This is a genomic window from Salinivibrio sp. SS3 (genome assembly GCF_001722105.1).
GTDB lineage: Bacteria > Pseudomonadota > Gammaproteobacteria > Enterobacterales > Vibrionaceae > Salinivibrio > Salinivibrio kushneri.
Genome location: NZ_MEBQ01000023.1, coordinates 119,796 through 134,322, shown reverse-complemented (window position 1 = coordinate 134,322; position 14,527 = coordinate 119,796). Strand labels below are relative to the sequence as shown.

Annotated in this window: 13 protein-coding genes; 9 read left to right on the top strand and 4 right to left on the bottom strand. The window is 51.5% G+C overall.

What is annotated here, in order from left to right; genetic code table 11:
- Window positions 1-7: 7 nt before the first annotated feature.
- Window positions 8-295: a DUF1289 domain-containing protein gene (locus BGL48_RS09790; protein ID WP_069362459.1), complete on the top strand. Its 288-nt coding sequence runs from the start codon at window positions 8-10 to the stop codon at window positions 293-295.
- Between the two features lie 85 nt (window positions 296-380).
- Window positions 381-1,343: an ion channel gene (locus tag BGL48_RS09785; RefSeq protein ID WP_069362458.1), complete on the top strand. Its 963-nt coding sequence runs from the start codon at window positions 381-383 to the stop codon at window positions 1,341-1,343.
- 81 nt (window positions 1,344-1,424) lie between these two features.
- Here BGL48_RS09785 and rplY read toward each other — a convergent pair whose 3' ends face one another.
- From rplY to BGL48_RS09770, 3 genes are all read right to left on the bottom strand, one after another.
- Window positions 1,425-1,706 carry a 50S ribosomal protein L25 gene (rplY, locus tag BGL48_RS09780; protein ID WP_046073181.1) on the bottom strand — a complete coding sequence of 94 codons (282 nt, stop codon included), beginning with the start codon at window positions 1,704-1,706 and terminating at the stop codon, window positions 1,425-1,427.
- Between the two features lie 191 nt (window positions 1,707-1,897).
- Complete coding sequence (locus BGL48_RS09775; RefSeq protein ID WP_069362457.1) at window positions 1,898-3,703, bottom strand: DEAD/DEAH box helicase; 1,806 nt, start codon at window positions 3,701-3,703, stop codon at window positions 1,898-1,900.
- A 61-nt stretch (window positions 3,704-3,764) separates the two neighbouring features.
- Entirely contained in the window at window positions 3,765-4,226 is a 462-nt protein-coding gene (locus BGL48_RS09770) for a GNAT family N-acetyltransferase (protein WP_069362456.1), read from the bottom strand.
- Between the two features lie 288 nt (window positions 4,227-4,514).
- On the opposite strand from BGL48_RS09770, the gene rsuA reads away from it, so the two are divergent.
- From rsuA to BGL48_RS09735, 7 genes are all read left to right on the top strand, one after another.
- Entirely contained in the window at window positions 4,515-5,207 is a 693-nt protein-coding gene (gene rsuA / locus BGL48_RS09765; protein WP_069362455.1) for a 16S rRNA pseudouridine(516) synthase RsuA, read from the top strand.
- A gap of 217 nt (window positions 5,208-5,424) precedes the next feature.
- Window positions 5,425-6,633, top strand: coding sequence for a Bcr/CflA family multidrug efflux MFS transporter (locus BGL48_RS09760; RefSeq protein ID WP_069362454.1), 1,209 nt, complete (start codon window positions 5,425-5,427; stop codon window positions 6,631-6,633).
- A complete protein-coding gene (locus BGL48_RS09755; RefSeq protein ID WP_069362453.1) occupies window positions 6,630-7,271 on the top strand; it encodes a DUF2913 family protein in 642 nt (213 codons plus the stop codon). Before BGL48_RS09760 ends, BGL48_RS09755 begins: the two co-directional genes overlap by 4 nt.
- A gap of 97 nt (window positions 7,272-7,368) precedes the next feature.
- Window positions 7,369-8,742, top strand: a complete 1,374-nt coding sequence (locus BGL48_RS09750) for an MATE family efflux transporter (protein ID WP_235607519.1) — start codon at window positions 7,369-7,371, stop codon at window positions 8,740-8,742.
- 150 nt (window positions 8,743-8,892) lie between these two features.
- A complete protein-coding gene (locus BGL48_RS09745; protein ID WP_069362451.1) occupies window positions 8,893-9,564 on the top strand; it encodes an ABC transporter ATP-binding protein in 672 nt (223 codons plus the stop codon).
- Window positions 9,545-12,010 (top strand): ABC transporter permease, encoded by a 2,466-nt coding sequence (locus BGL48_RS09740; protein WP_069362450.1) that lies wholly within the window; start codon window positions 9,545-9,547, stop codon window positions 12,008-12,010. Before BGL48_RS09745 ends, BGL48_RS09740 begins: the two co-directional genes overlap by 20 nt.
- A 39-nt stretch (window positions 12,011-12,049) precedes the next feature.
- Window positions 12,050-13,138 carry a lipocalin-like domain-containing protein gene (locus tag BGL48_RS09735; protein ID WP_083238516.1) on the top strand — a complete coding sequence of 363 codons (1,089 nt, stop codon included), beginning with the start codon at window positions 12,050-12,052 and terminating at the stop codon, window positions 13,136-13,138.
- Here BGL48_RS09735 and cra read toward each other — a convergent pair.
- Entirely contained in the window at window positions 13,135-14,148 is a 1,014-nt protein-coding gene (gene cra, locus BGL48_RS09730; protein ID WP_069362449.1) for a catabolite repressor/activator, read from the bottom strand. The two genes, BGL48_RS09735 and cra, sit on opposite strands and share 4 nt — an antisense overlap.
- Between the last annotated feature and the right edge of the window lie 379 nt (window positions 14,149-14,527).

Below are 14,527 nucleotides of genomic sequence, written 5' to 3'. Positions count from 1 at the left end.
GGATGACGTGGAACAGCTCGATTTTTTCGAGGTGCCGAGTCCATGCAAAGGCATCTGTCAGGTGAACAATAAAGGGTACTGTAAAGGGTGCTTTCGCAGTCGCGACGAGCGCTTTTATTGGTATGACTTCACCAACGAGCAAAAACGTAATGTTGTCCGCCTTTGCCATCAGCGCTATCTGCGCATCTTACGTGCGAAAAGAAAACAAGCGCAAGACGCCGCTTTGGGTGCTGAGCCCCTGCCTTACCAACCTTCCTTGTTTGATGAACCAAGCGACGATCTCTCATCTGAGTGATTGGCTTTCCTTCTTCCTTGATTGAACGTCACTTTTGCTGGCGAGTTGGCATGTCCTTTCTAAAATAATAATAGGAGGATAAGCGATGAGCGGTAAAGTGTGTGGTTTTAAAGCGCGAAATGGATGGCAATGTGATCAGCAAGCGGGTGAGTCCGGTCTTTGCTATTGGCATGATCCAAATGTTGATAAGCGGCATCACGATGTCAAAGCGGATGTGGAAGCCTGGGCGGCTTCGGGCCGGCCACTCGATGGTTTTCAGCTGGCGCGTACCAACTTGACAGATATTCATTTGGTCAACCGTGGCAATAAGCAAGGGTACTCTTGCCAAGGGGCAGACTTCTATCGTGCCAATTTGACCGAAGCCCATTGCTTTGGCTTAGATTTACGCAATGCGTCGCTAATGAAAGCCAATTTGCTGCGCGCCAACCTTAACTGTACGCACCTTGATGGTAGTAATTTATTGGGTGCAGATATGGCGCGCACGGGGCTTGAAAATGTCGATTGGGGCGAGCAATTTAAGCAAGAGCGATTGGCCTTTTTGGAAAAGGATCCGTCTCGGCGTCAGTCTCTGTTCCAAGAGTCGGAAGAGGTATGCCGAAATATTCGTAAGCAGTGTGAAAAACAAGGGCTGTTTGATGTGGCGGGTTATTTTTTTAAAAAGGAAATGCGTTTTCGTCGCTATCAAATGCCGACGTTCAGTTTTCAGCGCGCTCTGTCGAAAACGGTCGATTTGTTTTGTGGTTACGGCGAAGATCCGCTACGGGTAGTGATTTTTTCCGTGTTAGTGATCGTCTCTTGTGCGCTGGCGTATTTCGCGCTTGGCACCACGCAAGCCAACCCGATTTATCCGGATCTAACTGGCGTAGAGGCTCGCTTTTATGAGCTGCTGAATGCGTTATATTTTAGTGTGGTGACCTTTACCACCTTAGGTTACGGGGACATTACGCCGTCTGGCTTTGCCCGTTTTATCGCCGCCTTTGAGGCGTTTCTAGGAAGCTTTACTATGGCGCTTTTTGTGGTGGTGTTCGTGAAGAAGATGACGAGGTAGGGGTAAGAGAGAGGACTCTCGAGCGATCAAAAAAGGCGCCGTTAAGGCGCCTTCTCTCATCTTATCATGATCGCAGGGCGATTAGATGCGGATGAAGTCCATGTGCTCAACTTTTGGCTTGAACGCGTGGCGCTGGATGTCTTGTGGCTTAACTTTTACTTCTTGGCCATCGATAACCAGGATGATGCCTTCGTAGAACTCAGGCTTGTCCATTTGGTTAACAACCACTGGGTGGTCAAGTGCGATTGATACAGGCTCTTGGTTGCCACCGTAAACGATCGCAGGGAATTTCTTCTGATGACGTAGGCGGCGGCTCGCACCTTTACCCTTTTCTGTACGTACTTCAGCTTCGAACTTAAACATAATTAATAACTCTCTTTAGAGTGAAAACACAGTACTGAGCGTAGCGACCTAACTCAGTACCCAAAAACGAGCGCGGATATTAGCACCGCTTGGCCGCTAAAACAAGCCTTATCGGTGGGGGCATCAGTGCCCAAGCCGCCCACACTGTGCCTTTTCTCGTGGAATCGTTTATGGATTGACCCTCAGTGCGTTCAACTCGCGTCGGATTCGGCGAAAGCTTGCCCTCGGCTTTGCGCTAACAGGGCCGTTAGCCTGTCTTGGCTAATAAAGTTCTCCACATCAAAGATTTTCTGGCGCAGGTGCCAGAACCGGCCTTGTTTACGCGCAATCACGAAGTCAGGCGGACGAAATCGATGCTGTGACGCGGTCACTTTTGTCGGGGCGGTGGCGTCGAATGGGCGGTGGCGATCGACCAGGTGGGGTCGGACAAATCGTGCCAGAAAGTCTTGTTTTTGTTTTTTGCTGGCGAGCGGCCACACTTCGTGTAAGTCGTTGCCCTCATGGGTGTGATAGGTCACTTTGAGCTGTGGTTTTTGATAGCGGTTTTTTCCGGCGGTCAGTGTCATGTCGTTACACGCCACGACCAGCGCATCTTTCAATTTGAGTGCCTCTCGCAATTTCTTATCGGGGTCAATCAAAGAGGCATCGCATTGGTGACAGCGACGCGCGGCAATGTCGTTATCGGCGCCGCACTCATCGCAAAACTTGGCGCGAAAGCGGTAACCACAGATTTCGCGTTCGCCATCTTCATCCTCAAAATAGCCTTGGCACTGGCGGCCATAGTGTTCAATCAAGAAACCATTGTCCTCAAGTTTGCCCCAAAAGCTGTTATTAAACCCGCATGCCGGGCAGGGGATCGTCACCAGCTCACTGTCACTATCAGGTTTGGGCATGCCTATTTCTGGTTGGTACAAGTCGTAGACATTACCGGCGTAGTCGAGAATCAAACAATCTTGCTTTCCTGGCGCGAGGCGAAGGCCACGCCCGGCTATTTGCTGATAGAGACTGACCGATTCAGTGGGGCGTAAAATCGCTATCAAGTCTACATGAGGCGCATCAAAGCCGGTGGTTAGGACTGACACGTTGACTAAATATTTCAGTGCTTTTTGCTTGAACGCAGTGATCAAGCGATCGCGCTCTGTGCTGGGCGTGTCACCCACGATCATCGCGGATGTTTGCGCTGGTAAATAAGACAAGACTTCTCGCGCATGATTCACCGTGGCGGCAAAGATCATCACCCCTTGCCTTTCCCGTGCATAGTCAACAATTTGTTCGACAATTTGCGGGGTTGCACGAGGGGCGTTGGCCACCACTTTTTCTAGATCGGCTTCGCGGTAATAGCCGTTTGCAGTGCGAGAGACTTGAGAAAAGTCATAGCTCAGTAATGGCGCATCCAAGACATGGGCAGGGGTAAGAAAGCCCTCATCAAGCAAGTGACTTATCGGCAGTTCGAACACGCAATCGCGAAAAAAGCGTGTCTCTGTGGTGCGCACCTTGCCACTGGTGTGGTACTGATATATCCACCCTTGTCCAAGCCGGTAAGGGGTGGCTGTGAGCCCCAACACTTTGAGGCCAGGGTTGACCGTTTGCAGATGCGCAATCACGCGGCGATAACTGCTGTCTTGGTTATCAGGCACTCGATGGCACTCGTCAATGACCAGTAAGGAAAACTGATCGGCAAAGGCATCCAGATTTCGCACCACCGATTGAACGGAGGCGAAAACCACTTTGTCGTGGGACTCTTTACGGCCCAGCCCCGCGGAAAAGATCCCTCCGTTTAATCCATAGCCTTCATATTTGGCATGATTTTGTTCGACGAGCTCTTTAACGTGGGCAAGCACCAGTACTCGGCCTTTGGCGATACGCGCAAGTTCTGCGATCACCAAGCTTTTTCCCGCACCGGTCGGCAACACGGCGACAGCAGGAGACGCATGGCGACGAAAATAATGCAGCACGGCCTTCACCGCGTCAGATTGATAGGGACGTAGGGTATACATAATGAAAAAACGGCCTAAGTGAGGCCGTTTAGTTTACTGACTTGTGACGTCAGGTACAGAATTAAAGTCGTTTCGTCATAATGCAGTGCTGGCGGCGAGGCTGGTAATCGAACTGCTCATAGAAAAGCCGAGCGCCTTTGTTGCCAATATTGACCTCAAGGATGACGGCCACACACTCTTTTTCTTTGGCTCGCGCTTCCACGTGTGGGATCACTTGCGACCCCACGCCTTGCCGTCGCCAGCTGTGTTGGATAAAGAATTGATCTATCACACCGACGCTCCCCCCGTTTTCCACGCTGAAGCTATAGGCGACGACTAAAAAGCCAATGGTTTCGGTTTCTCCCTCATGCTCAACATCAATCAGAAAAACGTCACCACGCTCTGGCTGTGAGAGCAAGGTGCTGAAGGTGGCCGCGACGGGAGTACGATCAAAAGGCAGCGCTTCGTGGTCGTGCTGTTCGTGTGACAGCGTCAATAAGGTTTCAAAGGCATCGGCGTCGGGGCGGCGAAGAGAGACAATCATGGTGTTTCCTTCTATATCACTGATTGGTCAAGACGACCGTATCATACTCGCCAGGCTGGCACGCTCAATCACCAACAATATTTTGATTGGCAGGTTGTGACAGACTCGGCGTCTCAGCAAAAAGCGTTGGGTTTTACTTGCATTGTCATCTGTCCATCACGTGGACAATGACACCCAGTTTATCCCATCACGGCCTGTTTTTCCGTCAGATCTCGTAAAACTTGATCTGTGTCTGAGCCGCAATGTGACGTATAATCCGCGGCAAACAAAGGTGCAATAAGCGGTAATATGCGATTAGATAAATTTTTATGTGAAACCCTAGGGGTGACACGCAAGCAAGCAGGGCGTGTGCTTAAAAGCGAGCTGGTGACGGTTGATGGTGAGGTGATCAAGTCGGGGGCCGTCAAAGTGAACGAGCATGAAGAGGTGGCGTTTGAGGGACGACCGCTGACGTTATCAGGCCCGCGCTATTTTATGATGCACAAGCCTGCTGGCGTGGTGTGCTCGCATGAGGATGCGTTTAATCCGACGGTGTTTGTATTACTGGATGAAGTCAATGCGGAGAAGCTGCACATTGCGGGTCGCTTGGATGCGGATACAACCGGGCTGTTGCTATTGACTGATGACGGTCAGTGGTCACATCGTATTACCTCACCCAAGCATCAGTGCTCTAAAACCTATCGTGTGTGGCTGGTTGATCCGATTAGTCCTGAGACTGCTCCTGCGTTTAAAGAAGGGGTGATGCTACGAGGCGAGAAGCAACCCACGCTACCGGCAACCCTAGAGAAAGTGGGTGATTACGAGGCTCTGCTCACCATTCAAGAGGGCAAGTATCATCAAGTCAAACGTATGTTTGCGGCGGTGGGCAATAAGGTCGACGCGCTGCATCGAGAATCCATCGGTAACTTGGTATTAGACGAACACTTGGAGCCGGGGGAATATCGTCCATTAACAGACGAAGAGATCGCGTTACTGGGTTAACGCAGGTGACTGGCTCGCTTCGTCATTGCAGGTTCTCGTTAAGCAACGGTAAGCACAGCATGGGCTGTGCTTTTTTTTGCCTTCAGCCTAAGGGGGAGTGTGACGATGGTGTGATAAAAAGAAAGACATTATTTCCCACGGCGACACAATAAATTGTTACACTTTGACCACGCTCACGTTATTTCCTTTTTTCCTGTCTTTTACGTTAAGGAGAGTTATGTCGCAATCATCGGCTGTCACGTCGTCCCCGACGCAATTAAGCTGGCTTTTGATCTTGGTGCTTGGCGCGATTGCGGCGCTGACGCCGTTGGCGATTGATATGTACCTCCCTGCCATGCCAGCGATTGCCGCGGACTTAAATGCACCCAGCAGTGCGGTGAAATCAACCTTGGTCGCGTACACGGCCGGCTTTGCGATTGGACAGCTTTTTCATGGCCCAATATCTGACAGTTATGGCCGCAAACCGGTGATGCTGGCCGGTGTGGCACTGTTTTTCATTTGTGCCGTGGTCAGTGCGATGGCTCAAGATATAGACGTACTGACCGTTGTACGTGCAACGCAAGGGTTTGCCGGAGCCGCTGCCGCCGTCATTATCCAAGCCTTGGTCCGTGATATGTTTGAGCGCGAGGAGTTTGCGCGGACTATGTCGTTCATCACCTTGGTCATGACGATTGCGCCTTTAGCTGCCCCGATGATTGGTGGTTATTTGCTGACCTGGTTTGACTGGCGCGCAATTTTTTGGGTGCTGGCCGGATGGGCGTGCTTTGTGACGCTTTGCATTATTGTCCGGATCCCTGAAACCTTACCTAAACACAATCGGCCACCGATGCGGATTGGAGCGTCACTGCGTAACTATGCCCGTATGCTGAAAACACCGTTTGCTGTGGGCATGATCTTTTGTTCCGGGTTTTCCTTTGCTGGGATGTTCTCTTTTTTGACCGCAGGCTCATTTGTTTACATTGATTATTATGGCGTCAGCGCGAAGATGTTTGGCTACTTGTTTGCGTTAAACATTGTCTGTCTGATTGTGATGACCTTTATTAATGGCCGTTTGGTGCGCAAAATGGGCTCGCATTGGATGCTTCGCCTAGGGTTAGGCTTACAGCTGGTGGCTGGGATAGCCATTGCCGCGTTCCAATGGTTAGATATTGGGCTTTGGGGCACCGTGATTCCAGTGATGATATACGTTGGCGTGATTTCAACTATCGGCAGCAACAGCATGGCGTGTTTGTTGGCTTGCTATCCGCAAATGGCGGGAACGGCCTCTTCATTGGCGGGGACGATGCGGTTTGGTATCGGCTCGCTGGTTGGTGCGGGTGTGGCGGTTGCCTCTGATGGTACGCCGTGGGGCATGGTTGGCGCGATAGCCCTTTGTGCGATACTCTCTGCCGCTTTCTATTGGCTATTAGCAAGCAAAGAACCATGAGTTATGTCACCGAAATTCAAACTGTGATGGCCGCCGCCTATGACGATCTCTCGGCTGCGATCGCCGCCAAAAAAGTGGCTAATGCGCCCCACGCACGCGAAGCGTTTTTGGGCCGTTGGGTGGCACAAGCGGTGAAGCAGCAACGTTTTCATCACAGTGTCAAAGCGGACTTACAACGCTGGACCCAGCGCGCCCGCAGTGCCGGGACCCAAGCCGGGTTAGACACCGAGTTTGGTCAAATTCAACAAGTGTATGCCGAGTGGTTTCCCGTCGATGAGCCCGTCAAGCCAGTGCACAAACAGCAATTGCAACAGTGGGTTGATTGTGCAATTGACGCGGGGTGGTGCGTGCATACGCAAGATACGATTGATCGAAAAGTGAAAATCATATCAGGTGGGCAGCATTCAATGGCCGTGTGCCCAGACGCGATGCAATCGGCTTTTGATGATGATCAGCACTTGGTCTCACCACTGAGTGTGTATGTTCGTGGGCCAGAAGCTGAGGTAATACAATGGGCGCATCAGGCATGGATAGCACCGACGAAGGTGACGGCTTATAAATCGATCGTCAAATACCATGCTGAGTACCGTATTTGGCCCAACAATCAAGCCGATGGCTTAATGGTGATGCCGCGCTAATCGGCATTGATTCGCAGATAAGAAAACGCTCTCGGGCGTTTTTTTCTGTTTTAAAGGCACGTAAACTACATCGGTCCCCTCTAAGCTGGAGTCTCTTGTGAGCGTACTTTCCCGTCCTTTCTTTGATCCTGTGTTTTTAAAGCGTTTGCTGTTAATTGCCGTACCGATTGCACTACAAACCATGATGTTTTCGAGCCGTAGTTTGGTCGATATCTTGATGGTGGGACAATTAAGTGAAGCGGATGTCGCCGCCATTGGTATTGCCGGTAAAGCGATGTTTGTCTCCTCCTTACTGATCCTTGGTGCCATGACTGGCGGCTCTATGTTGGTGGCGCAATATTGGGGCGCGGGGGATCGACAAGGTTTTCGTGAAAAAACAGCGCTAACGGTGACTTTAACCAATGCCACGGCGGCCTTAAGTGCGTTTGTCTTCTGGGCTTATGCGGATGTCATTGTGGGGTTTGCCAGTGACAATCCTACTGTTATTGCGTTGGGGAAAGATTACTTACAAATAGCTGGCTTATCACTATTTTGTTTGGCCAGTGTCTCAGGGCTGGCTGCCGGGCTTCGTGCCATGCACAAGCCAGGCATTAGCACCTTTTTTAGCGGGGTCGGGATCAGTGTCAACGTGGTGCTCAACTGGGTTTTTATCTTCGGTAATCTGGGCGCGCCTGAGCTGGGTTCGAAAGGGGCAGCGGTTGCTACCGTCCTGAGTGGTATCGTCGAAGTTGTCGCTTTGTATGCTTATCTATATCGTCGCCAACATCTGGTTGCCTTCTCGTTATCTGATTGGAAAGCCTCGCTGACGCTTGTGGCAGTAAAGCGGTTTTTGTCGCTTTCGTTGCCAACGGCGTTTAACTTTTTAATGTGGTCGTCCGGTCTGTTCGTTTACCACGCGATTATCGGTCATGTTAACGAAGCCGGCCTGGCTGCTATTGCGGTTATCACTCCCGTCGAGTCACTCTCTCTGTCGTTCTTGATTGGTACAGCCAATGCAGCGGCGGTGTTGGTCGGTAATAACCTGGGAGCCCAACAAACGGACACCGCTTATCACCAAGCCTGGCAGGTGGCGATATTTAATTTTATTGCCGGTGTGGCGATTGCCTGCGTGATGCTGATGATTCAGCCCTGGGTGTTGAGTTTCTTCCCTGCATTAACGGGCGAGACGGCACAGATCACGGCTTACTTTTACTGGGCGATGTGTGCGTTGATTGTGGTGAAAACCATCCCCATGGCAATGATCGTTGGGGTACTGCGTGCTGGGGGTGATGTGCGCTACTGCCTGGGACAAGATTTTGTTGCACAGTGGCTAATTGGTATTCCTGTGGTATTGACCGCCGCGGTGGTCTTTGAGTGGCCGGTTTATTGGGTTTATGCGCTTTTGGGAGTGGAAGAAGTAGTCAAATGGGTTGGGTCTTTGATTCGGGTGAAGTCAGGCGTTTGGCTCAATAATCTTGTTAATGACGGCTAAGGATCAGCGAAAAAGAAATTGGGAAGCTGCCCACCGTTTTTAACGCTTTTCTCAGCCTCTTAATTGGGGTACATTGCCAAATTAATCAAACAGTGTGACCTAGTTCTCGTTTATTGCTGTTTTTAAGACACTATAAGGGTGTGCATTGGCATGTTAGCAATTAAAGGGCTGTGTAAAGGTTATCAGGATGGGAGCGACTTCCATCCTGTGCTGCAAGGCGCCGCGATGTCGCTGTCGTCGACCAGTCAACTGGCGTTGATGGGCGAGAGTGGGTCGGGTAAAAGTACCTTGTTAAATGTGATTGCGGGACTGGATAAACCCGATAGCGGTGAGATCTGGTTTGACGATACCCCGCTCCATCGATTGAGCGAGGGGGCACGCACGCAGTTTCGACGCCAAAACATCGGCTTGATCTTCCAGCAATTTAATCTGCTTCCCACCCTCTCTATTGCGGATAACATTCGTTTCTGTCGTCAACTAAAAGGCTTGAAAGAAGACAGTTGTCTGTGGCGACAAATTGTTTCTCAGCTTGATTTAATGCCGTTGCTCAATCGTTACCCAGAAGAGGTGTCTGGTGGTCAGCAGCAGCGCGCCGCCATCGCACGCGCGTTATATATGTCGCCCAAACTGCTACTTGCCGATGAGCCAACGGGGAGTTTGGATGAGCGCAATGCGGACGCGGTGATGCGTCTGCTTATCACACTAACCAGTCAGCAGGAGGCTGGACTGCTGCTGGTGACACACAGTGATACCGTGGCTAGCTATTTGCAAGGTAGTGTAGGGCTACAAGGAGGCGTGCTCAGTGTTCGGGCCCGTCGCTAGCGCTTTATGGGGGCATTATCGTCGCCATCCGTTTCAAGTCTTTCTCGTCTGGCTTGGGTTAACCCTGGGTGTCTCTTTGCTGGTTGGCGTGTTATCGATAAACCAACATGCGCAGCAAAGCTATCGCCAAGGTGAACAGCTTTTTAGCAACCCTTACCCTTTTAGCATTCATCATACCGAGCGAACACAACGCGTGCCGCATGCCTTTTACATTGGCTTGCGCCATCAAGGCTTAACCCAATGTGTGCCGATTGATCGTCTCGATGTTGTGACACCGTCACTTAGTGACATCCATCTGATGGGGGTGGATACAATCGCGATGCTGCCATTTATCGCCAATCAGCGAGCCGATGAAGCCCCTTCATTGTCCCCTATGGATGCGATCTCAATGCCATATCCTGTCTATGTGGGAGAGGCCATGGCTGAACATAAAGGCTGGGAAGAGGGGCAAATGATTGATTTGCTAGATTACCCGCCGATCGGCCCTTTACGTATTATCGATAATGATGCGCTGAGTATGGGCACTTACTTGGTGGCTGATATGGCGCTACTGCGTCATCTCTCTGCGCGTACTGGGTTTACCGAGGTGTTATGCGGCGATTTGTCTCAAGCGGAGCGACAAACGATTCGCGAAGCGTTACCCTCAGCCTTGACGTTGACCAAAACCCAATCAACCCAACTTGGCCCACTCACCCGTGCTTTTCACTTAAATTTGCTCGCGATGGGGTTATTGGCTTTTGTGGTGGGTTTGTTTATTTTTTATCAGGCGATTTCCCTTTCCATGACTCAGCGTCAGCCCTTGGTCGGAACCTTGCGGCAGCTTGGCGTTGATGGACGCCAACTCTCAGCTGTCATGTCAACAGAGTTGTTGCTTTGGGTGCTACTCGGCGTGGTTAGTGGCAACGTCCTGGGTATGTTACTTGCCAATCAATTACTTCCCGCGGTCGCCACGACCTTGTCTGATTTGTACGGCGCAGACATTAATTTAGTGATGCATTGGCAGTGGCAATGGGGGCTCTACAGTTTACTGCTTGCTATTTTAGGGGCGGCGATGGCGTCCGCTTGGCCTCTGGTGCGCTTAGTCAACACCTCCCCGGGGCGCTTATCGCAACGGATGACCCTGATGCGTGGTACACATCGAGAATATGCCGTACAGGCTATTTTAGCGGTGTTGCTTGGCGTGGCGGCGTGGGGCGTGTCGTATTGGGAGACCAGTCAATGGCAAGGGTTTACCTTGATTGCCTTTACCATGCTAAGTGCCGCTTTAGCGCTGCCTTATTTGTGTGGCTGGCTGTTTCATACCAGTGCAGCAGTGTATGCGGGCGCGCGATGGCGATGGTTTTTCACCGATGCCGCGGCAAGTTTAAGTTACCGTGGTGTGGCGGCGATGGCGTTTATGCTCGCGGTTTCGGCACATATTGGTATGGAAACCATGGTCGGTAGCTTTCGCACCAGCACTGAGACTTGGCTGCAACAACGCTTGGCAGCGGACGTTTATGTTAGGCCGAGCCATGCTGCTCTCGCGGAGATGGAAACATGGTTGGTAAAAAATAAAGACGTGGCGCAATTTTGGACCACGTATCGGCGTGAGCTGACGACAAACCAAGGGCGGCTTGAAGTGCTGTCGGTAGGCAACCGTATGTCTGAGAAGCAAACGTTAGCGATGAAGGCGTCCCAACCTGATTACTGGGCGCAATTACATCAAGCGCGCACGGTATTACTCAGTGAAGCGTTAGCGGCTAAATTTGGCGTTGGCGTGGGAGAGAGCATCAATCTTCCCGCCCCAATGGGCGAGCACTGGCAGGTTGCTGGGATTTATTACGATTATGGCAACCCCTATGGCCAGCTAGTAGTGTCTACCCGCAGTGATGCGGGACAATGGCTAAAGCAGGGCCGATCATCGCTGGCGGTGGTCCTCAATCAGGACACGCAAACCGAGCAGTTTGTTGATCGCATCAATCACCGTTTTTCGCTGACCACTGGGCAGGTGCAAAACCAAGCGGATATTATGCGTTATGCAATGCGTATCTTTGATCGTACCTTTACCGTGACGGAAAGCTTGTGTGCACTGATGTTGATTGTCGCGATATGTGGGTTGTTCTTTTCTACCTTGGCGACCGAGCTGTCGCGCCAACGGCAATATAGCTTGCTACGTTACCTTGGTCTGTCAGGGCGTGAGCTTATCGCGCTCGGGGGAGGGCAATTGGTGCTGCTTGGTCTCACCAGTGCGCTGATTGCTATCCCGTTGGGGCTTGTGCTGGCGGGTATGTTGATCCATGTTGTCCTGAAAGCATCGTTTGGGTGGACCATGACCATGAGCTTCTTCCCGATAAGCTATGCCACCACCATCGGGCTGTCCATGTTGGCGCTTATGGTCGCAGGGGCTTGGCCTGTTTATCGCATGCTAAAACGCACCGCGGCGGCGTCGTTGCGTGATGCGCAGTAAAAAAGAGGCAGTGAAGTGATTCAGCGATGGAAGCGGAAAATGATACGTTCATTGTTAGGAGGCGGAGTGATCATCGCGCTCGGCGCACTGGTATGGTGGGGTCAGCCGCCGTCATCGTCTCCTGATACCCGTGGAAATTTTGCCGTTTTTGGTTCGCAAAGTGGCTTTGCCTCTGTAACCCCAGACCACACGCCTACCTATCCCCAAGACATGGCGGCACACTCAGATTTTGCTACTGAATGGTGGTATTTGACCGCGACCTTAACCGACGCTAATGGACAAGCGTATGGCGTGCAATGGACATTGTTTCGCCGCGCGTTAGCTCCGGATCGCAAAGAAGGATGGGCGAGTCAGCAGCTGTATATGGCGCATGTCGCGATCACGAGCGATGATAAACAATGGGAGTCGGAGCGCTTTGCCCGTGGCGGGATTGATCAAGCAGGAGTGACGCTGTCACCTTTTCAGGCTTGGTTAGACGACTGGCAATGGCAGGGCGGTCAACAACCTTTTCCCGCCCGTGTGCGTGCGATATGGCCTGCGCAAGGTAAGCCAGTCGGCTTTACGTTGGAGGTGCGAGAGAATGGACACCAGGTCAAGCACGGTGAAGGGGGATACAGTGTCCGTCATGCCAGTCAACCGTCGGCCTCGTATTATTTTTCTTTGCCACAGCTAACCATCAAGGGTGCGCTAACCATTGAAGGTGAAACCATCCCTGTGACAGGCAAAGGCTGGTTTGACAAGGAATGGTCGAGCGGCGCGATGGCCGCCGAACAAACGGGATGGGATTGGTTCGGGCTTAACTTAGATGATGGCCGTGCGTTAATGGTTACCCAAATACGCGGCAAGGAGCCGTTTATGTTTGGATCCTTACTGTATCCTGATGGCCAAGTCGTGACGCTGAGTCAGGATGATATTCGTATGCTACCAATCAGTCATGCCAAGATGGCGGAGGGCGCTAACTTGCCGGTCCGTTGGCAGATCAAAGTACCCAGTGAGGGCATTAGCCTGACTACGCAACCGCTTAATCCACAAAGCTGGATGGATTTGAGTTTTCCCTATTGGGAAGGGCCTGTGGAAGTGCATGGCAGTGCCACAGGCCGTGGCTTTATGGAAGCGACAGGCTATTAACCCAGTCCGACCCAAGCTTGCGTTTGATGGGGGCGCCAAATGGGTTGGCGTTCAACCGTGATAACCCCAGGCTGATTGTCTCCTTGTGCGGCCGACACCGCGAGACTGAGTGCCGCGTCACTAATCGCTTCAAACTGTTGAGGGAGAGACTGCACCCCAAAAGGAAGAAAATCGAGGATGCGGCTATCCCCAAAAGTGGCAAAATACAGTGCGGTGGGGGCGATCCCTGTTTGCCGGATGGCGTCCAGTATTCCTTCACAAAGCGTGAAGGAGGTGGTGAGTAAGGCATCGGGTAAGTCACCGGCTTCAATCCACTCTGTCATCAGCCTTTGCCCCTCTGTACGGCTGAAAGCTTGACCGTAACGCACTTGTCCATCTACGCCTTGTGCCGCTAACGCACCACGAAAGCCGTTCTCCCTGTCTTGTGAGATGGCCAGCGAGGGGACGGCACCAATCAGTCCTGCTTGATAGACATCCGTTGGGGCAATTAACATCTCGGTGAGCTGGTAAGCGCCTTTTTCATCATCACTCAGCACATTCGCGAATTGGTTGGCATCCAGCCCACGGTCAATGGCAACGATGGGAGTGCCTTGCTGTTGTAATTTGGGGTAGAAGGTATTATCTGCAGGCAAACAAGAGGCCACGATTAACGCATCAATTTTCCTGGAGACGAGGGTTTCAGCCACTATTTTTTCTCGTTCTGGGTCGTCATCAGAGCCCGTGATAATAACCTGATAGCCTTGATCGTGGGCTTTTCGTTCGAAGAGTTTTGCCAACGTGGCGTAACTGGTGTTCGCTAAGTCAGGCACGACCAACCCCAGCGTTTGTGTGGTGCCTGCACGCAAGGCGGTGGCGGCGCGGTTCGGCTGATAATTGTGTTGTTCGACCACCGCCATCACGCGTGCTCGCGTTTTTTCACTGATCCGATAACGGTCGGCTTTGCCATTAATCACATAACTGGCCGTTGTGCGTGATACACCGGCAAGACGGGCAATTTCATCAAGCTTCATAAAGCGATCCTTAAGTAGGCCGATCGTTATTGATGGCTTTGTGAATGCGATCAAAGTTTACGCACTTCAGATCCATAATTTATTTGCATTATAAGCTAAAACGATTCAGCCTTAAAGCTGAAAGGTTTCAGCTTGTGTCAATTATTGGCGGCTGATCTCAAGACGCTGGAACGACGATGCGGCTTATCTCTTCCAGCGCTTATAAGTGGAAGAGATTGACCAAACGCGGGGAGCAATTTCTATCGCTTTACCTAAAAGCTGAATCGTTTCAGTTTTTAGGTAAAGCGAATGTGGCAAGTCAAACACGAACACTGCCAATGAACGGTGACTTGCGACCAACCAATATGTCCGCCATGTCTTAGTGATACTGATGTGGCCG